The 20,859-nt window shown below is 64.0% G+C and carries 13 protein-coding genes and 3 pseudogenes; 9 read left to right on the top strand and 7 right to left on the bottom strand.

The features are described 5' to 3' along the window. Positions 1 to 87: 87 nt before the first annotated feature. On the top strand, positions 88 to 1,239 hold the full coding sequence (trpB, locus tag K6I40_RS22280) for a tryptophan synthase subunit beta (RefSeq protein WP_222920432.1): 1,152 nt from the start codon (positions 88 to 90) through the stop codon (positions 1,237 to 1,239). Between the two features lie 54 nt (positions 1,240 to 1,293). Here the strand turns inward: trpB and K6I40_RS22275 are convergent, their stop codons facing one another. The 3 genes from K6I40_RS22275 to K6I40_RS22265 all read right to left on the bottom strand — a co-directional run bounded on the left by K6I40_RS22275 (position 1,294) and on the right by K6I40_RS22265 (position 3,624). After that, complete coding sequence (locus tag K6I40_RS22275; RefSeq protein WP_222916720.1) at positions 1,294 to 1,704, bottom strand: HIT domain-containing protein; 411 nt, start codon at positions 1,702 to 1,704, stop codon at positions 1,294 to 1,296. A gap of 86 nt (positions 1,705 to 1,790) precedes the next feature. Then, positions 1,791 to 2,852: a glycosyltransferase family 4 protein gene (locus tag K6I40_RS22270; RefSeq protein WP_222916718.1), complete on the bottom strand. Its 1,062-nt coding sequence runs from the start codon at positions 2,850 to 2,852 to the stop codon at positions 1,791 to 1,793. Between the two features lie 127 nt (positions 2,853 to 2,979). After that, complete coding sequence (locus tag K6I40_RS22265) at positions 2,980 to 3,624, bottom strand: hypothetical protein (RefSeq protein WP_222916716.1); 645 nt, start codon at positions 3,622 to 3,624, stop codon at positions 2,980 to 2,982. 199 nt (positions 3,625 to 3,823) lie between these two features. On the opposite strand from K6I40_RS22265, the gene K6I40_RS22260 reads away from it, so the two are divergent. From K6I40_RS22260 to K6I40_RS22250, 3 genes are all read left to right on the top strand, one after another. After that, positions 3,824 to 5,671, top strand: coding sequence for a S9 family peptidase (locus K6I40_RS22260; protein ID WP_222916714.1), 1,848 nt, complete (start codon positions 3,824 to 3,826; stop codon positions 5,669 to 5,671). Between the two features lie 77 nt (positions 5,672 to 5,748). Next, positions 5,749 to 6,690: an ABC transporter ATP-binding protein gene (locus tag K6I40_RS22255; protein ID WP_222916712.1), complete on the top strand. Its 942-nt coding sequence runs from the start codon at positions 5,749 to 5,751 to the stop codon at positions 6,688 to 6,690. Beyond that, the gene (locus tag K6I40_RS22250; RefSeq protein WP_222916710.1) at positions 6,687 to 7,502 is read left to right on the top strand and encodes an ABC transporter permease; all 816 of its coding nucleotides are present in this window, start codon (positions 6,687 to 6,689) and stop codon (positions 7,500 to 7,502) included. Before K6I40_RS22255 ends, K6I40_RS22250 begins: the two co-directional genes overlap by 4 nt. Positions 7,503 to 7,532: 30 nt before the next feature. On the opposite strand, the gene K6I40_RS22245 is transcribed toward K6I40_RS22250, so the two are convergent. After that, on the bottom strand, positions 7,533 to 8,594 hold the full coding sequence (locus K6I40_RS22245) for an NAD(P)-dependent glycerol-1-phosphate dehydrogenase (RefSeq protein WP_222916708.1): 1,062 nt from the start codon (positions 8,592 to 8,594) through the stop codon (positions 7,533 to 7,535). A gap of 174 nt (positions 8,595 to 8,768) precedes the next feature. Here K6I40_RS22245 and K6I40_RS22240 point away from each other — a divergent pair, with 174 nt between their 5' ends. Then, positions 8,769 to 9,863 (top strand): peptidase, encoded by a 1,095-nt coding sequence (locus K6I40_RS22240; RefSeq protein ID WP_222916706.1) that lies wholly within the window; start codon positions 8,769 to 8,771, stop codon positions 9,861 to 9,863. A 76-nt stretch (positions 9,864 to 9,939) separates the two neighbouring features. Here K6I40_RS22240 and K6I40_RS22235 read toward each other — a convergent pair whose 3' ends face one another. Further along, positions 9,940 to 10,929 (bottom strand): NAD-dependent epimerase/dehydratase family protein, encoded by a 990-nt coding sequence (locus K6I40_RS22235; protein WP_222916704.1) that lies wholly within the window; start codon positions 10,927 to 10,929, stop codon positions 9,940 to 9,942. A gap of 167 nt (positions 10,930 to 11,096) precedes the next feature. Here K6I40_RS22235 and K6I40_RS22230 point away from each other — a divergent pair. The 4 genes and pseudogenes from K6I40_RS22230 (at position 11,097) to K6I40_RS22215 (ending at position 14,304) form a co-directional block, all read left to right on the top strand. Further along, positions 11,097 to 12,100: pseudogene (locus K6I40_RS22230) on the top strand (ATPase domain-containing protein). Between the two features lie 400 nt (positions 12,101 to 12,500). Further along, positions 12,501 to 12,911, top strand: a complete 411-nt coding sequence (locus tag K6I40_RS22225; RefSeq protein ID WP_222916702.1) for a GIY-YIG nuclease family protein — start codon at positions 12,501 to 12,503, stop codon at positions 12,909 to 12,911. A 47-nt stretch (positions 12,912 to 12,958) separates the two neighbouring features. After that, a pseudogene (locus tag K6I40_RS22220) lies at positions 12,959 to 13,578 on the top strand (peroxidase-related enzyme). A 75-nt stretch (positions 13,579 to 13,653) separates the two neighbouring features. Further along, the gene (locus K6I40_RS22215; protein ID WP_222916700.1) at positions 13,654 to 14,304 is read left to right on the top strand and encodes a class I SAM-dependent methyltransferase; all 651 of its coding nucleotides are present in this window, start codon (positions 13,654 to 13,656) and stop codon (positions 14,302 to 14,304) included. A gap of 74 nt (positions 14,305 to 14,378) precedes the next feature. Here K6I40_RS22215 and gltB read toward each other — a convergent pair. Together gltB and proS are read right to left on the bottom strand one after the other, a co-directional pair. Next, positions 14,379 to 18,934, bottom strand: a pseudogene (gene gltB / locus K6I40_RS22210) (glutamate synthase large subunit). Between the two features lie 415 nt (positions 18,935 to 19,349). Continuing rightward, on the bottom strand, positions 19,350 to 20,831 hold the full coding sequence (gene proS, locus K6I40_RS22205) for a proline--tRNA ligase (RefSeq protein ID WP_222916698.1): 1,482 nt from the start codon (positions 20,829 to 20,831) through the stop codon (positions 19,350 to 19,352). Between the last annotated feature and the right edge of the window lie 28 nt (positions 20,832 to 20,859).

Here is a 20,859-nt window from a genome sequence, read left to right as displayed (position 1 = left end):
ACAGTCGCAGTGATATTTCCACCGCCGGCCGCGGAGACCGGGCGTTGCCGCGGAACATACTTGTTGATGAGCGCGAAATCCATCAGCATGGAAAACGGAGCCTTCGAGGGATACGGGGGGCGACACGTGCCGGAACCGCTTCGAGAGCCGCTCGAGCAACTCGCGACGGCCTACGACGACATCGCGAACACCGAGGAGTTCCAGTCCGAGTTGCGGGACCTGCTCGAGGAGTTCGCCGGTCGACCGACGCCGCTGTACTACGCGCGCAACCTGAGCGAGCGCTACGGGGCCAACATCTACCTCAAGCGGGAAGACCTGCTCCACGGTGGGGCCCACAAGATCAACAACTGTCTCGGACAGGCCCTGCTCGCGAAGCAGGCCGGTCGCGACCGGCTGATCGCCGAGACTGGTGCCGGTCAGCACGGTACCGCGACCGCGATGGTCGGAGCTCTACTCGGCCTCGAGACGGAGATCTACATGGGGAAAAAGGACATCAAGCGCCAGGAGATGAACGTCTTCCGGATGCGCCTGATGGGTGCGGAGGTCAACGAAGTCACCCGCGGTGACGAGGGGCTTGCTGACGCCGTCGACGCGGCCCTTGAGGACTTTGCGGAGAACGTCGAGGACACCCACTACCTGGTGGGGAGCGTTGTCGGCCCCGACCCGTTCCCGCGGATGGTTCGGGACTTCCAGAGCGTCATCGGTCGAGAGGCTCGCGAACAGATTCAGGAGCGGACCGGCGGTCTTCCCGACGCGGCAGTTGCCTGCGTCGGCGGCGGATCGAACGCGATCGGCCTCTTCCACGCGTTCCGCGACGACCCCGTCGACTTCTATGGTGCCGAGGGCGGCGGCGAAGGATCGGACTCGAGCAGGCACGCGGCCCCGCTCGCGAAGGGACAGGACGACGTCATTCATGGCATGAAGACGCGCGTCATCGACGACGACGTCGATGTCCACTCCGTTTCGGCGGGATTGGATTATCCCGGCGTCGGCCCCGAACACGCCATGTTCCGGGCCGTCGGTCGCTGTGAATACACGGGCGTCACGGACGACGAAGCGCTCGCGGCCTTCAGGGAACTGAGCGAAACCGAGGGGATCATCCCCGCACTCGAGTCTAGCCACGGAATTGCTCGCGCGATCGAACTCGCGGAAGCCGGCGAGCACGACACGATTCTCGTGAACCTCTCGGGGCGCGGCGACAAGGACATGGAGACGGCGGCCGCGAAGTTTGATCTCTAAGCAGCGATCACCGACGGGCTGAACGTCAACTCGACGTTCGCCCTGACTGCTTCGTCATAGGTGCGCTCGAACGCGATTCTGCAGTCGTGTCGCCTCGTCGGCCTCGAGTCGGTCCCGCGGCAACGACAGCGTCACGTCGTCGTCCGCAAAGCGAGGCACGAGGTGGACGTGGGCGTGGTCGACGGTCCCGACCAGCGGCCCGGTGGTGTGAAAGACACTGAACCCGCTGGGATCGAGTGCCCCCTCCAGCGCGCTCGAAACGGTGCGGACCGTCTCGAAGACGGCCGTCGAGGTCGATTCGTCGATTGTCAGGACGTCATCCTCGTGAGCCCGCGGAATCACGAGGCTGTGCCCCGTCACAGCCGGGTTCTCGTCGAGAAACGCTACCGTTCGATCGTTCTCGTAGAGGACGTGTGCCGCTCGCTCATCGGCGACGATCCGGCAGAACTCACAATCGTCGTTCATATCCGAACGTTCTCACGAACCAACATATAGGTATCTCCGATCGATGGCGGATCATCCCGAACGGGATCGACCACACTGACGACTGCCTACAGCATGCCGTACTCGTCCCGGAGCGTTCGGTACTGCTCGAGATAGCGGTCGGCCACTGCCGACCGGTCGTAGTCGGCGAAGGCCTCGTCGTACGTGCGGTGCTCGAGGTCGCCCGCGTCGAGGATGGCCGCCGCGAGTTCGTCCTCGCTGGTCGTTCGGAACCCCCGGTCCCACCCTTCGACGAGTTCGTGGGCGCTCGAGTTCGCGTGGTACTCCACGATGCCGACACAGCCCGCGGCCAGCGCCCACAGCATCTCCGTGGGGAAGACGCAGTGGTCCGCCGTCTGTGCGAAGACGTGAGCCCCGCGGTAGGCCGCGATCCGCTCCTCGAGGTCGAGGTCGCCGACGAAGGTCACCCGATCTTCGATCCGGAGGTCGCTCGCGAGCCCCTCGTAGGCGTCCCGTTCGGGCCCGTCGCCGACGACCGTCGCCCGCCAATCGCGGTCGCGGAGTTCGGCCAGTCCCAGCAACAGGCTCTCGAGGTTGGCACCCTTGTCGAGTCGTCGGGCGTAGATCACGTCGACGTCCTCATCTGGCTCGACGCTCCGGATCCGGTCGCAGTCGACCGGGTTCGTGATCGTCTCGACGATGTCGCCGTCGGCCCCGAGTTCCCGGACCCACGTCCCAACGAGTTCCGACGGCGTGATGATCCGGTCCGGGCGGCCCGTCGCGAACCGCGTCCACCGCGTGTCGTCGATGCCGCCGTCGCCGTACCACTCGAGGACGAGCGGCACACGCGCCATCGTCGCACCCCACTTGGCCGCGATGACCTGACTCGGTGGCTGTGCGCCGACGTGAATCACGTCCGGGCTCGCAGCTGCGAGGACGAACGGCAATCGCAGGAGAAACGAGGTTCGAGCTTCCGTCCCGGTCGCGACCGCATGGTATGTAACGTCCTCGTGCTCGAACGTGGACTCTTCACCGACCCAGAACCCGGCACAGTACCAGTGAACGTCGTGCCCGCGCTCCGTGAGGAAGTCACAGACGGTCCGAAACCGCTGGTTCGTCTCAGTATCGCGGTGGTGAACCGTTTCGAACGAGACGAACGCGATTCGCATCTGCTCACAGCATGCCAGCGAAAGGATAAAAATCCACCCTGTTTCCAATGAATGCGGCTCGACAGTCACCGATTCGTCGGTCGATCACTCCCCTTTCGTCGCCGGGACGAAATCGTGGCCGAACGAGTCACCCTGAGAAGAAGCCGCCGTCGGTATCGTCCTCGTCGTCTTCGTCCGCGCTCTCGTCGTCCGTCTCATCGCCTTCGGTATCGGATTCGCTCTCGTCGCCAGCATCGTCATCGCTCCTGTCCTCGTCATCGCTACTTCCCCGGTCACTATCGCCTCCACGTTCGTCCGCATCGGTCTCGCTATCCGCGTCGCCAGCATCCCCATCAGTGGCGTTTCCGTCCTCGAGTTCGCCGTCCCCGGACTCCTCGCCCCCGATTGCGCCCGCGTCAGTCCCGTTTCCGCCGTCGGTTTCGTTGCTGCCGTCGCTCTCAGTTCCCTCGGTTTCGGTAGCGCCGACGGTCACGTTCTCACGGCTCTCGGTTCCGCCGCTCCCGATCGAATCAGTGTCGGACTCATCGGCCTCGAGATCGGTCCCCTCGTCGCTGTTATCGCTCTCGTTCTCGGAGCCTCCAGTTGTCGCGGCATCGTCGCCATCCTGTGTCCCCAGGGGCTCCGTTTCGTCGTCGGCCGCGGGCTCGTCGGCCGACTCGGCGACGAACAGTTCCGGACCGACGGCCGCGACGGTCAGCCCAAACGCCGCGAGGATAATCACGGTCGTTATGAGGACGGTCCCGACCGACGACGCGTGCGTCTCTCCTGCCATCGAGCGTCTTCGCCACGCTTGAGGGCTTTGTTAAGCACAGCAATCCCGGACCGTCCCGACGCGACGCCGGGGATCACTCCCGGATCGATCGAGTCACGTGACTATCGCCATCTGGGGGATAACTGGTCCATACTCGGCCACTCGCGACTCCGTCTCCCCGACCGAAACGACTACCCCCTCGAGTCCGTACGGCTCTGACATGAGCAGCTACGACATCGAGCGCTACCTCAATATCCGTAGCGCCTACGGTGCCTCGTTCGGTCCCGACGGCGAACGGCTCTCCTTCTTGATGGACACGACCGGCACGCCACAGATCTGGACCCTCGAGGAACCCCACGGGTGGCCCGAGCAGCGGACCTTCTACGACGAGCGGGTGACCTTCGCCTCGTGGTCGCCCGAGCGACCGGAGCTGATCTTCGGGATGGACGAGGGCGGTAACGAGCGCGCCCAGCTATTCCGGCTCGACGCCGAGACGGGCCAGATCGAGAACCTCACCGCGATGCCGGACGCCAAACACCGCTGGGGCGGCTGGAGCCACGACGGTGAGCGATTCGCCTTCACGTCGAACCGTCGCGATGAGTCCGTTTTCGACGTCTACGTGCAAGGTCGCGACGAGACTGGCGATGCGGCGCAACTCGTCTACGAGGGCGACGGCTGGCTCTCGTTGTCCGGCTGGAGTCCCGACGACTCCCGACTGCTGGTCTCGCAGGCCTACTCCAATTTCGATCAGGACCTGTACGTCCTCGACCTCGAAAGCGACGAGCGCGAACTCGAGCACCTCACGCCCCACGAGGGCGACGTCCGCTACCAGAGTGCAAGCTGGGCTCCTGACGGGGAGGGTATCTATCTCGTGACCGACGAGGGCAAGGCAGACACCCTCTATCTGGCGTATCTCGACCTCGAGAGCAGCGACCTCGAGACGGTCATCGACGGAGATGGATGGAACGTCGACGGCATCGCGCTCGACGACGAGACGGGCCGATTCGTCTGCTCTCGAAACGTCGAGGGCTACACCGATCTGACTGTCGGGGAGTTCAACGCCGACAAGCCGACTGCCTTCGAAACATTCCCCGAACCCGACCTTCCGGGCGGAATCTCCGGCGGCGTCAGCTTTGATCCCGACGCGGAGCAGTTCGCCCTGTCGACAGCCGGGGACACGGTCAACACGAACGTCTTCGTGGTCGACCTCGAGACCGGCGCGGCCGAGCAATGGACCAGCGCGCCGACCGCCGGCATCCCTCACGAGTCGTTCGACGACTCAGATCTCGTCGCCATCGAGAGCTTCGATGGACTCGAGATTCCGGGTTTCCTCACCCTTCCCGATACATACGAGGCGGGCAACGGAACCGACGCCGCTGAGGGCGATGACGTCCCCGTCATCGTCGACATTCACGGCGGTCCCGAGGGTCAGCGCCGGCCCTCGTTCTCGAGCGTCAAGCAGTACTTCCTCGACCGGGGCTACGCATACTTCGAGCCGAACGTCAGGGGGTCGTCGGGCTACGGGTCGGAGTACGCCAGCCTCGACGATGTCGAGAATCGAATGGACTCCGTCGCCGACATCAAAGCGTGTGTCGAGTGGCTCCAGGACCACCCCGCGATCGACCCCGACCGAATCACCGCCAAGGGCGGCTCCTACGGCGGCTTCATGGTGTTGGCCGCACTGACCGAGTACCCCGACCTCTGGGCCGCAGGGGTCGACGTCGTCGGCATCGCCAACTTCGTCACGTTCCTCGAGAATACGGGTGATTGGCGGCGCGAACTCCGAGAAGCCGAGTACGGCTCGCTCGCCGAGGATCGCGAGTTCCTCGCGGAAATTTCACCGATCAACAACGTCGAGCAGATCGAGGCTCCACTGTTCGTCCTTCACGGGGAGAACGACCCCCGTGTCCCGGTCGGTGAGGCCAAACAGATCGCCGAGCAGGCGGCCGAACAAGGCGTCCCGGTCCGAAAACTCATCTTCGAAGACGAGGGCCACGGCTTCTCGAAACTCGAGAACCGCATCGAGGCCTATGCCGAAATCGCAGATTTCCTGGACGAACACGTCTGAACCATCTCCTCCCCACCAGATCGATACGCGCCGTTAACTACAAAAAGTATACATGATGGGGCGACGGAACATCCGTCATGGTCGCCATTGAAACGTCCTCGCTCACCAAGCGGTACGGCGACTCGGTCCTCGCCGTCGACGACCTCGATCTGGTCATCGAAGAAGGAGAGATATTCGGCTTTCTGGGGCCTAACGGTGCCGGTAAGTCGACCACAATCAACTTGCTGTTGGACTTCGTCCGCCCCTCCGACGGGTCCGCGACGGTGTTAGGCTATGACGCCCAACACGAAACCGGAGCGATCCGTGAACGGATCGGCGTCCTCCCGGAGGGCGCGAGCGTCTACGATCGACTCACCGCGCGCGAACACCTCCAGTGGGTCATCGACACGAAAGGTACCGACGACGACCCCGACGCAGTCCTCGAACGGGTCGGCCTCGCCGGCGACGGCGACCGCCCCGCCGGTGGCTACTCGAAGGGGATGGCCCAGCGACTCGGCTTCGGGATGGCGCTGGTCGGCGATCCCGACCTCCTGATTCTCGACGAGCCCTCCTCGGGACTGGATCCGACAGGGATGCAGGAGATGCGCGAGATCATCGCCGACGAGGCGGATCGCGGTACCTCCGTCTTCTTCTCGAGTCACATCCTCGGCGAGGTCGAAGCGGTCTGTGACCGCATCGGCATCATGAACGAGGGTCACCTGGCCGCGACCGGGACGCCCGACGAACTGCAGGGCGAACTCGACCTCGGCGCGCCCATCACGCTCGAGGTCGAAACCGTCCCCGAGCACCTCGAATTGGGCCAGCTCGCGGGTGTGCGCTCGGTCAGCATCGACGGCACGACGATCACGGCGACCTGTGCCGATTCATCGGTTAAGGTCGACGTCGTCCGACACATCGCCGACGTGACGGCCGTTCGTGACATTATCTCCGAAGACGTCTCCCTCGAGCAGCTATTCAACACGTACACGAACAGCGAGCGGGCGGACGAGGAGGCGCAGGCCCCGGAGGTACCGGCATGAGTACGTTAGATGTCGCGAAGAAGGACTTCCTTGACGTCCGCCGATCCAAAGTGATCTGGTTCGTCGGCGGGTTCTATGCCGTCATCATGGCGTTGTTCCTGTACTTCGGGCAGACCAACGTTTCGGAACCGAACGTGCAAAACGCCTTGAACGGGCTGACCGGTATCGGCGCGATGTTCATTCCGCTGATCGCCCTCGTCGCGGCGTACCTCGCGATCGCGGGCGAACGCGAGTCCGGCGGGATCAAGTATCTACTCTCGATCCCGAACAGCCGTCGAGACGTTGTTCTCGGCAAGTTCCTCACGCGGACGGTGATCGTCACCGCGTCGATCCTCGCCGCATTCCTGCTGAGCGCCGGTCTCGCGCTGGCGTGGTACCCCTCGATCGAGGCCGAACTCTTCGTCAGGGCCGCAGCACTGACGGTACTCTACGCGCTCACCTACGTCGCAGTCGCGATCGGCATCTCCGCGGCGACATCGTCTCGATCGCGTGCGATGGGTGGCGCGATCGGCTTCTTCTTCGTCACGAACGTGTTGAACCTCTTCGGACCACTCCGCCTCGCCATCGAGTACGTGTTCAACGACCTCATGGGACTCGATATCGCTGGCAATCAGATCATGTTCGTCCAGTCGCTGATCAGTCCGACGGCGGCGTACCTCCGCTCAACAACGCTCGTATTCCCGAATCAGACTGTTCCCAACGGCTTCCCGTGGTATCTCCAGTCCGAAATTATGGTCGCCATCATGATCGCCTGGCTCGTGGTGCCGATCGCACTGGGAATCTGGCGGTTCGAGCGCGCCGATCTGGGGTAAGATTGATTGCCGCTCGACTCAGTGATCGTCTCAGTCGATGACGCCCGTTTTCGTTGCCACGTCTCGAGCGGCTCGCTCGTTCATCCCGTTGCCCAGAATCGTGTAGCGATCGCGGATCTCGTGGCAGGTAGTCAGCGACTCGATGACGGTCTCGTCGTCGATTCCCAGTTCCGCGGCAGTCGTCGGCGCGTCGATGCTCGAGAGCGCGTCGCGAATGTCGCGCCAGATACCGTCTTCTCCCTGGTGGAGGTAAGCGGTCATGATCGAGCCGACGCCGACCTGGTGGCCGTGGAGGGCTGCCTCGGGGGCCAATCGATCGAGCTGATGCGAGAAGAGGTGTTCGGCCCCGCTGGCTGGCCGCGAGGAGCCGGCGATGCTCATCGCGACACCGGAGGACATGAGCGCCTTGGTGACGACCCAGGCCGACTCCTCGAGGCCCGGCCGGATGAGGTCGGCGTTGTCCACGAGGATCTCGGCGGTCATCTCCGAGAGCGCGGCGGCGTACTCGGAGTACTCGACGTCCTTGAGCCGGTTAGCGAGCCGCCAGTCCATCACCGCGGTGTAGTTGGAGATGATGTCGGCGCAGCCGGCGGTCGTCAGTTCCCACGGCGCGTCGGCGAGGATGCCGGTGTCGGCGACGACCGCCAGCGGCGGTTCGGCGGCGACGCTGTGGCGGGAATCGCCGTCCGGGACGGAGCCGCGATTGCTGACGATCCCGTCGTGGCTCGCTGCGGTCGGGACGGAGAGAAAGCCCATATCGAGGTGGTGACTGGCCAGTTTCGCGATGTCGATGGCCTTCCCACCGCCGATCCCGACGAGATAGGAGACCTCCTCGGCCTCGGCGACCTCGATCACCCGTTCGACGGCATCGAAGGTCGCTTTTTCGATCGTGACGATCGCGGGGTCGATCCCAGCGGCCTCGAAGTCGGCCGCGATTGGGTTCGCGGCGACCTCACGGGGCGTCGGACTCGTGACGAACAGCGGCCGTCCCTGTAAGTGGAGATCGTCGACTACGTCGACGACCTCGCTACGAACGTCGTGGCCGACGACGACGTTTCGCGGGAGTCGGATCCACGTCGACTTCTCGAACATACCTGACCTGACTCACCCCTGGGACATGTGCCTTTCCTCGTTGCCTCGCCGATCGGCCCGGAATCACCAGCCGTTCGAGAGTCGATCGACTCGGAACCCGCTCTCCCGATGTCCGACACGATCCATCACGTCGAAGACGCCATATAGTATACTTTCCAACTAGAACCAGAAGACATGATTTCGGTACTCGCCCGCTGGTTTGGACTGCTCGTTGTCGGTTACGCCACAGGCCGGCTGTACGGACGGTACGCGGTTCGACGCCGAGGCGACGGCGAGGACGACCGGCAGTCGCGCGGGACGCACCGGCTCCTCGCCGTCGTGGGGCTCGCTACCTTCCTCACCCTCGTGTTCTCCGGGCTGGTCGCCGGCACTGAGACGGCGCTCTCGTCCGTTCATCCGGCGCTGTCCGGCGGACTCGCCGCGCCGCTCGCCTGGGTGCCGACGGCAGCTGGCACGATCGTCACCGTCCTCGTCACGTACCTCGGCGTCTTTCCCTACGCCCGCGAACACAATGATCTCGAGATCAGCGCCGTGACGGCCGTCGCCCGCCTCGCAAAATATCTCGCGGCGATCGCGATATTCTGTCTGGGTGCGATCGCCCCCGTCACGGTACTCCTCGAGACGTCGGATCCGAACCTGCGGCTGATCCTGCTCCTGTTCGCCGTCCTCGCCATCGGGACGTACGGCTGGTTACAACACAACATTCGGCTCTCGCAGGCGGTCAGCAACCCGACGGCCGAACAACGACGGCGGCTCGAGGCCGCAGCTAACCGTACCGACCTGACTGCGACGATTGCCGGCGTGTTCCCTGGCAAGGAGACCGAAACTGCCATCCTCTCCCTCGAGGGACCGTTCTGGAACCGGCGGCTGTACGCCACCGACTACGCGTTCGATGTCCTCGACGACGCCGAGCTGACGGCACTGTGTGCGCGCGCCGACGCCGCTGACGAACTCTGGCTCCTCGAGCGGCGATCGCTCGTCATGGCGGGTCTCTTCAGCCTGTTCCTAAGCCTAACCGTCTGGACGTCTGTGATCCTCGCGCTCGCCGTCCTCGTCGTCGTCTGGTCGCTCTGCTGTCGGCACTGCCAGCGCTGTGAGGTCGCCGCCGATCACCGAGCGGCCGATGAAGTGGGAGCCGACGTCCTCGCGAGTGCGTACAAGGCCGCCCCGAACCTAACCGACGACAGAAGTTGGCTCCACGAGCGCCTCGCCGCCACGCCGTCAACGGCGCGTCGGCTCGAGCGACTCCGGAACTATAGTAGCCACTGAAAGTCACAGCACACCTGATCGCATGACAGCTGTGCGATCAGTGTGTAAATCGTTTCAGTGGCTACTATAGCCTTACTCAGAGGGTATCCAGGATACTCAGCACGCGCTCCTCGGCCTCCCGGTCCGGTCCGTTCTCGTCTCCGTCCCGGTCACTCTCGAGATGGTCGTCGACCGACCGGGCCATTGCGTCCTCGAGCGGCGTCGACTCCCAGCCGAGGGCAGCGAGTTTCGCCGTCGAGAGGACGTGGGGATACGTCCGGTAGAGCGGGTAGTCGTCGAGTTCGATGTCGCCGGCAGCGAGCTCTCGGGTCCCAGCGTGGACGATATCGACGCCGGTGTCGAGACAATCGGCGATCAACTCGACCATCTCCTCGAGGGTGACGAGCCGTCGGTCGCCGACGTTGTAGGCCTCGCCGGCCGCGCCGCGTTCGGCGACGATTCGGAGCGCGCTGGCGACGTCTTCGACGTAGACACGATGGCGGAGGTTCGTCCCGTCGCCGGGGACGACGGTCCGGTCGAAGCGATTGATGCGGTCAATCCACCAGTCCAAGCGTTCGGTGTAGTCGTGGGGACCATAGACGATCGGCGGTCGGACGGTCATGGCGCGAACGCCGTTGTCGGCTGCCGCGAAGACGGCGCGGTCGCCCTCTGCCTTCCGATTTCCGTAGCTCTCGAACGAGTCGTCGGTCGCCTGGTCAGCCGTACAGGAGTGTAGGGGCGTCTCGCCCTCCCGTTTCGGAATCTCCTCGCGAGCGTAGGCCGCGCCGCTCGAGATGTAGACATAGGCCTCGCAGTCGTCGAAGAGACGAGTCGCGGCGCGGACGTCCTTGGGGTGGTAGGCCACGCAGTCGAAGACAGCGTCGGGATCGACCGTCGTCGCCGCGGCCTCGAGCGCCGTGTCGTTCGTCCGATCGCCCTCAACGCGGTCGACTCGATTGTCGTCTTCGAACGGGTTCGCATGATTTCCTCGGTTGAAAACCGTCACATCGTACTCGTGGGCCAGCAGGTCGTCCACGAGGTGGCGACCGATGAAGCGAGTACCACCGATAACGAGTGCGTTGTCCATACGGAACCGACAGGACTGTCGGAGAAAACCCTGGCGACAGATGGCGATGAGGGGAGAGACCCGGAACCGGACGGTCGGGGAACTCATCCGACGACGATCGAACCCGGCGTTACCTTCATCGTTCAGGGGAGGGTTCTTTGATGCTGTTCGTGGTAGAGCGTTCCGGTATGTCAGAACAGCTCTGGACGGATCGCACTCGCGAGTATCCACTCGAGTGCGATCACTGTCACTACCCGATCCCGGGCGATCCCGAGGAGAGCGACGACGGGCGATACTGTTCGACCGCCTGCCGCGAGGCCGCCGACGACGACTCGACGATGCCCGATCCCGACGCGTACAAGCGGTTCGTTACCGGCGTCGAACCGCTCGACTCGCTCGTTCCGAACGGCATCCCTGCCGACTCGTTCCTCCTTCTCTCGGGCGACGAAGGGACCCGCCGCGCCGAACTGGGGACCGAACTCGTCTGGCGCGCACTCGAGCGGGGTGAACCCGCCGTCATCGTCTCCGTCGCTAACCCGCCGACGGCGACGCTCGAACGGTTCTACGGGAACGGCTGGAACGTCCTCCCGGCGCTGGAAAACGACCGATTGCGGATCATCGACTGCTTCACTCATCGGCTTGACGACCGGGACGACTTCCTCGACAGACGAACCGACTGGTCAACGTTGTCGGCGAGGCCGCGGAAGATTCAATCGTCGAGGTCCGCGATCCGAGCGACCGTCGCGAGGTGGCGAACAGTCTCCACCGCGCGCTCGACGACCTCGAGATGACCGAGACGGGACTGGTCACGATCGACTCGCTGGACGAACTCGAGTCGTTGCTCCAGGAGCAGTTGGTGCACGACTTCATCAAAGACGTTCGAGCGACCGTCTGCAAGGCCCGATTTGTGCCGATCGTCGCCGCCGCGACGACGGCGGGTCAGGACGGCTATCCCGAGGAGGAGTACGTCTTCGACGGAATCATCGATCTGCGGCTGACGGATCACCTTGCGCCGGACGCCCGGCTCAAACAGCTGGCTGTTCGCAAATTGATTGGGGCCCAGATTCTGCCACAGTGGGTAACCTACGAACACGAACCCGCTCGCGGGCTGTTCGCGTTCGGTCCGAACACGGACCCGCGGCAGGTCTATGGCCTCGGAAACGGCTTGTCACAGCCGAACCACTCCCGGTAGTTGGAGCCGTTCACTTGAGCGGAGACGGACTCAAACCGAATCGGATCCAGAGCGGATCCGGTCGACCGTCCCCGGTAGCCGTCTATCGCCAGTTCAGTCCCTGCTCTGCCCCGGTATGGGCATTCACGCGAACTCACGCTCGAGTTTTATCCACTCGTTCGGTCTAAACCTACCGCAGCACTACGATCATCAGCGACTAGCGCGTCGATCGGGCCGAATCGGGAATCGACGACCGACCGAACCCACCGATCTACACAGCTACACCCATGAACGACCGACCGGCGAGGGTCGAGCCCATGACGAGGATTGGTCGGGCTAACGGCTTCGAATCGCCGGCCGATATCCGTCACCACGATCCGAAATCACCTCGTTTTTGCCACCGCTGTCCCGACGATCCGGTATGAGCGGTACGTACGTCCTCGCAATTGGCGTAACCGAGTCGACGAGCATTTCGGTCGGGGCGCTCGGAAACCTCGAGTTCGCCGCCGATGCGTACGCCTACGTCGGCAGCGCGTTCGGCCCCGGCGGCTTCAGCCGCGTTGATCGCCACCGCGAACTCGCCGTCGGCAACCGTGAGACTCGACACTGGCACATCGATTATCTACTCGGTCATCCAGCGGCGCATCTCGAGAGTGCGATCACGTTCCCGGATGCCGATCGGGAGTGTGAACTGGCGCGGTCGCTGCCCGGCGAATCCGTCTCTGGATTCGGCGCATCGGACTGTAACTGCGAGGCGCATCTCCTCGCGGCTCCCGACGCGGCGGCGATTCGAGAGACGGCGGTCGACGCGGGCGGCGTCCTCGACGGATAGCGCTCATTCGCCCCTGCATTATTACAGTCGCTTGTGGAACGGTAGCTATGGCCAATCCCGATTCCGAATCTGAACCGACGCCCGAACCGACCCCGGAACTCAGCGACGACGCGATGGCCCGATTCCCCGTTCCGGCGTTCGATGACCTACCTGAAGATCTGCAGGACCGAATCGCGGAGGAGACCGACCGCGCCGGCTTCACGCCGAACGTATTCGCCGCGTTCGCGTACAAACCCTCGCACTTTCGGGCCTTTTCCAGTATCACGACGCACTCGTCGAGGACACCGCCCTCGAGCGCGAGGAGATCGAAATGATCATCGTCGCCGTCTCCGGCGTCAACCACTGCTACTACTGCAACGTCGCCCACGGCGCGCTCGTCCGGATCTACGCCGAGGATCCGACGCTGGCCGACCAGCTGATCGCGAACTACCGGACCGCGGATATCAGCGACGCCCATCGGACGATGCTTGACATCGCCGTGACACTCACCGAACGACCGACCGAGGTCGAACCGGCGGATCTCGAGGCGTTACGGGACGCCGGGTTCAGCGAGGAAGCGATCTGGGACATCGGAGCCGTCACTGCCTATTACAACATGAGCAATCGAATGGCGATGTTCGCCGAGATGCGGCCGAACGAGGAGTTTCAGACGCTCGGCAGAGAATAGTCGTCCCTGACGGACAGGCGAGTCGCATTCCCACAGCGACCGAAGACATTTGTCGCTCACACGAGACGGACGGCTATGTCCGACCGGGACGACGTCCGCCGCGCCTACGACGAAATCACGACAACGTACGCGAACGAACGGAACGCGACGCGGGACGATGAGGAGACGGCAGCTCTCGAGGCGCTGTTCGACGGACTTCCAGCCGGATTTCGTCTCCTCGACGCCGGCTGTGGACAGGGAACCCCGGCGCTCGAGTACACCCTCGACCCGTCGAACGGGTGCGACTCAGAGCTGGCCGTCGGGCTCGACCTCTCGCGGGACCAACTCGAGACGGCGACCCGGCTCGTTCCCGACGTGGCGCTGTGCCAGGGTGAGATGACTCGGATACCGTTCGCTGCGGACACGTTCGACGCCATCACTGCACTGTACTCGCTGATTCACGTCCCGATCGACGACCACCGGACGGCGATCGAGTCGTTCGCGCGCGTCCTCAAACCGGGTGGACGGCTCCTCCTCACGGAAGGCTGGACCGAGTGGACCGGTTCGAATCCGGACTGGCTCGAGACGGGCACCGAGATGCGCTGGAGCATGGCCGGCGCGGCGGCCACCCGAGACCAACTCGAGTCAGCCGGGTTCGAACTGGTCGAAAGGGGAGAGTTCAGGGACGCGCTGGCCGACGAGGAGGACGCTCGGTTCCCGTATTTTCACGTGCGGTTGATGGAGTAATCAAGCGCCGGCGAACAGAACGTATCGATCGACCGAACGATCCAGTGCGATCCGAGAGAAAAGCGTTGTTCGAGTTAGTCGTCGCTCGCCGCGAAGTTGGCTGATTCGGCTTCGGCCGCCGCCTCAGGCGCACCGGGCAGTTCATTGCGGACGTCGTCCGACCCTTGCTCGGTGATCGCCTCGTAGTAGGCCTCGGGCATGACCTTCACGAAGGCCTCGAGCGCGCGCTCCCAGTTCTCGAGCAGGCGTTCGCCACGCTCGGAGCCGGTGTAGGCGACGTGATTCTCGACGAGTCGGCGGAGCATCTGCTCGTCTTTTTCCTCTAAGTCGTCGTGCAGCGAGACCATGCCGGTGTTTGCCTTGGTCTCGAACTCGTCATCGGGGTCGTAGACGTAGGCGACGCCGCCGGACATGCCGGCCGCGAAGTTCTTCCCGGTCTCGCCGAGGACGGCGACGACGCCGCCGGTCATGTACTCGCAGCCGTGGTCGCCGAGGCCCTCGACGACGGCCTTGGCACCGGAGTTACGGACGGCGAAGCGTTCGCCGGCGACGCCGTTGACGTACAGCTGGCCGTCGGTCGCGCCGTAGAGGGCGACGTTGCCGATCGAGATGTTCTCGGTCGGGTCGTAGGCCGCGGTCTCAGGCGTCCGGATTGTGAGTTTACCGCCCGAAAGTCCCTTGCCGACGTAGTCGTTCGCGCTGCCGTCGAGATGCATCGAGACGCCGCTTGCCAGGAACGCACCGAAGCTCTGGCCGGCGGTCCCCTCGAGGTCGACGGTGATGGTGTCCTCCGGAAGGCCGGGCTCGCCGTAGCGGCTGGTGATGCGATTCGAGAGCATCGCGCCGACGGTCCGGTCAACGTTCGTGACCTCGGTCTCGAGCGAGACGGGCTCCTGATCTTCGATCGCGTCGGCCGCAGCCTCAATGAGGTCGCGGTCGAGTTGGTCCTCGAGTTCGTGATCCTGCTCGCGGATCTTCCGGCGGACGTCGCTACCGGGGTCCGCGAGGACTTCCGAGAGGTCGACGTTGCGGGCCTTCGGGTGGTCGACATCGGTTCGCTGCTCGAGTGCGTCGACTTGGCCGATCATCTCGTCGATGGTCTCGAAGCCGAGTTCGGCCATGATCTCGCGCAGTTCCTGCGCGATAAAGGTCATGTAGTTGATGACGTGTTCGGGCTCGCCAGGGAACCGCTTGCGCAGGTCCTCACGCTGGGTGGCGACGCCGACCGGGCAGGTGTTCTTGTGACACTGCCGGGCCATTACGCAGCCGCCGGTGACGAGCGAGGCGGTCCCGAAGATGTACTCCTCGGCACCCAGCAGGGCGGCGACGGCGACATCGCGGCCGGTCTTCATCCCGCCGTCGGCCGAGACGCGGATGCGGTCGCGGAGGCCGGTCGCACAGAGCATCTGGTTGGCCTCGGCGAGACCGAGTTCCCAGGGGAGGCCGGCGCTCTTGATCGAGGTTTGGGCGATGCACCGGTACCGCCGTCGTGGCCCGAGATGTGGACCACGTCGGCGTTCGCCTTCGCGACGCCGGCAGCGACCGTGCCGATGCCGGCCTCGGAGACGAGCTTGACGTTGATGTCCGCCTCCTCGTTCGCGGCCTTGAGATCGAAGATCAGCTGCTTGAGGTCCTCGATCGAGTAGATGTCGTGCAGCGGCGGCGGCGAGATGAGGCCGACGCCCGGCGTGGATTTGCGGACATGGGCGATCATCTCGTTGACCTTCGAGCCGGGGAGGTGGCCGCCCTCGCCGGGCTTTGAACCCTGAGCCATCTTGATCTGGAGCTCGTCGGCGTTCGAGAGATACGTCGACGTGACGCCGAAGCGGCCCGACGCGACCTGCTTGACGTTACACTCGCGTTCGGTGTTGAACCGCTCCGGTGGTTCGCCGCCCTCGCCGGAGTTGGACTTACCGCCCAGCCGGTTCATCGCGATCGAGTTGTTCTCGTGGGCCTCCGGTGAGAGGCTGCCCAGCGACATCGCCGCGGTGGAGAACCGCTGGACGATGTCCTTGATCGGTTCGACCTCCTCAACCGGAACCGAATCGCGATCCGAATCGAACTCGAGCAGGCCCCGCAGGGTCTGGAGGTTCTGCTGTTGGTCGTTGATCTTTTCGGCGAACTCGCCGTAGCGCTCGTAATCGTTCGAGCGGACGGCCTGCTGGAGCGCGCCGACGGTGTCGGGGTTCCACTGATGGTGGATTCCGTCCGAGCGGTGTTCGAACTCGCCGTGACGATTGAGGTCCGATTCCTCGCCGTCGCTGCCGAAGGCTGTCGCGTGGCGCTCGCGGAGGTCCTCCTCGATCTCGGCGAGGCCGATCCCCTCGGTGCGATTTTCGGTGCCTTCGAAGTATTCAGCGACGAGACCGGAGTCGAGGCCGACGGCCTCGAAGATCTGGGCACCCTGGTAGCTCTCGACGGTCGAGATCCCCATCTTGGCCATGATCTTCAGGAGGCCGTCCTCGACCGCGCCGACGTAGGCGTCGATCGCGACCTCGGTGTCGGCTCCATCGGGGCCGGCAGTGATGTCCTCGATGGTCTGGTAGGCGAGGTAGGGATTGACCGCGCCGGCACCGTAGCCGACCAATGTCGCGAAGTGATGGACGGTGCGCGGATCGGCGGACTCGACGACGAGGCCGACGTGGTTGCGCAGTCCGTTGCGGACGAGGTGGTGGTGGACGCCGCCGGTCGCCAGCAGGCTCGGGATCGCAACCCGGTCCTCGTCGACGGTCCGATCGGAGAGGATGATGACATCGTTGCCCGCTTCGATCGCCTCGACGGCGTCCTCGCGGACGCGTTCGACGGCCGCCTCAAGGTCAGCGCCGAGTTCGTCGCTCTCGGGTTCGTAGGTGATGTCGATCGTCGCAGCCGTCATGCCGTTGGCCGAACAGTCACGGATCGAGCCGAGTTCGGCGTCGGTCAGGATCGGCGAGTCGAGTACGAGCTGGCGGGCGTGTTCGGGCGACTCGTCGAGCAGGTTCCGCTGGAAGCCGAGTCGCGACTCCATCGACGTCACGAGTTCCTCACGGATGTAGTCCAGCGGCGGGTTCGTGACCTGTGCGAACAGCTGTTTGAAGTAGGAGAACAGCGGCCGGTTGAAATCCGTCAGCACCGACAGCGGCGTGTCGTCGCCCATCGAGCCGACGGGGTCTTTCCCCTTCTGGGTCATCGGCTCGATCAGGTTCTCGAGTTCGTCGTGGGTGTAGCCGAAGGTCGCCTGGTAGTCACGTAGGCCGTCGACTTCCCCCTGTGGCGTCCGGTCGTTCGTGGTCCGGATGTCGTCCAAGTGAACCTGCTCCTGGTTAACCCACTCGCCGTAGCGGTCATCGGTGAGGTCGTCGAAGACTTCCTCGTCGGGAATGACACGACCCTCGTTGGGGTCGGCAAGGAAGAGCTGACCGGGCTTGAGACGGCCGCGTTCTTCGATGTTTTCGGGTTCGGTCTCGAGCGCGCCGGCCTCACTGGCCATAATCAGCCGATTGTCCGTCGTCACGTCGTACCGGCAAGGACGAAGCCCGTTGCGGTCCAGCACTGCACCGACGCGTTCGCCGTCGGTCGCCGCGACGAGTGCCGGGCCGTCCCATGGCTCGACGAGCGAGGCGTGGAAGTCGTACCAGTCTTTCCGGTCGTCGTCCATCGCGTCATCGCCGCGCCAGGCCTCGGGGACGAGCATCCGCAGGGCGTGTTCGAGGTCCCGGCCGTCCTGCATCAGCAGTTCGAGGGCGTTGTCGACGCTTGCGGTGTCGGACTGCTCGGGGTCATCGATGATCGGCTTGACCGCCTCGAGATCCGCTAAGACGTCGCTCTCGATATCGGTCTCGCGGGCTCGCATCCAGTTGATGTTGCCCTGAATGGTGTTGAACTCGCCGTTGTGGATGATGTTCCGGTAGGGATGGGCGAGATGCCAGGCACCGAGCGTGTTGGTCGAGAACCGTTCGTGGACCATCACGAACGTCGATTCCATCCGCTCGTCGGTCAGATCGGAATAATACGCGGGCACCTGAACGCCCTTCAGCAGCCCCTTGTAGACTACCGTCGACGAGTCCAGAGAGACGACGTAGAACCGTTCCTTGTTCTCGATAGCGGCGTCCTCGACCGCGTTCTCGAGTGCGCGTCGGGCGACGTAGAGACGGCGGTCGAAGTCGTCGCCGGAGATGTCGTCGTCGGGCGTGACGACGACCTGCCAGACGTCCGGTTCGGAGTCGACGGCCGTCTGACCGAGGTCCTCGTTGTTCGTCGGAACGTCCCGCCACTCGAGGACGTCGAGGCCGTAGGTATCGAACGTCTCTTCGATGAGGTCGAGGAGTTCCGCACGTGCCGCGCCGTCCTGTGGGAGAAAGAGCGAGCCGACGGCATAGGTCTCGGGGAGGGAGGCGTCGAGAACGGTCTCGAAGAACGAGTCGGGCGTCTGGAGCATGATACCGGCCCCGTCGCCGGTGTTCTTCTCTGCGCCAGTCGTCCCGCGGTGTTCGAGATTTTCGAGTAGTTCGAGCCCGTCGGCGACGACGTCGTGTCCCCCATCCCCATCGAGGTCCATGACGACGCCGACCCCGCAGTTCGACCGCGCGTCCGCAGGGTCGGCGAGCCCCGCTGAACGCTCGGTGGATGGCGCTATATGTGGCTGTGTCATACACACCCGTAGCGGAAACAACTATAAGAGGCTAATCCATTATGACTAAGCGTATTATTAACACATATAACCCAATATAAGGTATAGTGGAACACCTTAACCACTAGTGGCCACTCCTGTACTCGGCTCGTTTCAATTACGTCCCGAAGAAGCGTCGATCAGTCCGCGCTACCGGTCGGTTGAAACCCCGTCCGGAAAGGACGGTCTCCCGGTAGCGGGGAAATGTCAGAGGCACGTAGTGTTCACCCACCAGAGTGAACACCACATCCTTCTACTTATTCTCCCCCGGTAAGGTACCTGGGGTTAAACAGTTAGGTCAGCGTGGAACAGTCACCCACGATCTGCCGGCTAGTCCTCGAGGACGGCTCGAGTCTGATTCGAACGAAACGACAAAAGAATCGCCCTGCCGAACGAATCAGTACGACTTCGCGAAGTACGCGATCTCGTCCGCCGGATCGCCACAGACGCCACACTCGTCGTGGTCGGGTTCGGGAACCTCTCCCGCAGTTTCGCCGCCTTCGTCGGCCAGGGGCTGCATGACGATCTCGGCGGCGATCTTCTCCTTGATGACCTCTTCACAGGCCTCGTCGCCACACCACGGCGTCTTCACGTAGCCGCCGTGTTTGCCGATCGTCCCGAGGATCTCCTCCGGACTGTGGGCTTCGCGGACGTTCTCCTCGAGGTTCTCCTCGGCCGTCTCATAGAGCTTGGCAAAGATTTCGTCGAGATGCTCGTCAACGCTCTCGACGATCTCGTCGCGGTCCTCGACGGATTCGGCGTTGTCGGGCCGGTGGACCAGCGTGACCTCCCCGTCGTCGACCTCGTGGGGACCGATCTCGAGTCGCAGCGGGATCCCGTTGAGTTCGTGTTCGTTGAACTTGAAGCCGGGGTTGCGTCCGTCGCGGTCGTCCAGTTCGACACGGAAGCCGGCGTCCTCGAGGTCGTCGGCGATTTCCTCAGAGTACTCGAGCACGTCGTCTTTCGTGTCCGCCTGCCAGATGGGGACGATGACGACCTGCGTGGGCGCGACCGTCGGCGGGAGCACGAGCCCTTGGTCGTCGGAGTGGGTCATGATGAGTGCACCCAGTGCACGCCAGGAGAGGCCCCACGAGGTGGTGTAGGCCGTCTGTTCTTCCTCGTCCTCGTCGGCGAAGGTGATGTCGAAGGCCTCGGCGAAACTCTGGCCGAGGTTGTGGCTGGTTGCTCCCTGCACGGACTTGCCGTCGGGCATCAGCGCCTCGACGGTCGTCGTCGTGTCCGCACCGGGGAACTTGTCGTGTTCGGGCTTCTTCCCGCGGAGCACCGGAATCGCCAGCACGTCCTCGTAGACGCGTTCGTACTGGCCGAGACGTGTCCAGACCTCCTCCCACGCGCCCTCGTTGCTCGCGTGGGCGGTGTGGCCCTCCTGCCACATGAACTCCTTCGTCCGGAAGAACGGCTTCGTCTCCGTCGCCTCCCACCGCACGACCGAACACCACTGATTGAGCCGCATCGGCAGGTCACGGTGGCTGCGCGTCCAGTCGGCCATGAACGGCGCGATGATCGACTCACTGGTCGGCCGGACGGCCAGTCGCTCCTCGAGTTCCTCGTGGCCGCCCTGGGTCACCCACGCGACCTCCGGATCGAACCCTTCGACGATGTCCTTCTCCCGCTCGAGGAAGCTCTCGGGGATGAACATTGGGAAGTAGACGTTATCGACGCCGGTCTCCTTGAACCAGCCGTCCAGCGAATCCTGAATGGCCTCCCAGAGGGCGTAGCCGCGGGGCTTCGTGACGATGAATCCGCCCATCGGCGCGTAGTCAGCGATGTTGGCCTTTTGGACGACCTCGGCGTACCACTCGCCGGGCTTATGCGATTTCGACTCGGTGATGCCGAGTTCTTGACTCTCGTCGCTCATTAGTACGACATGCAGTCAGCGCGGGCTT

The sequence above is a fragment of the Natrinema sp. SYSU A 869 genome (assembly GCF_019879105.1).
Classification (GTDB): domain Archaea; phylum Halobacteriota; class Halobacteria; order Halobacteriales; family Natrialbaceae; genus Natrinema.
The sequence above is the reverse complement of the archived record's forward strand: the minus strand, read 5'-3'. Positions and strand labels throughout refer to the sequence as shown.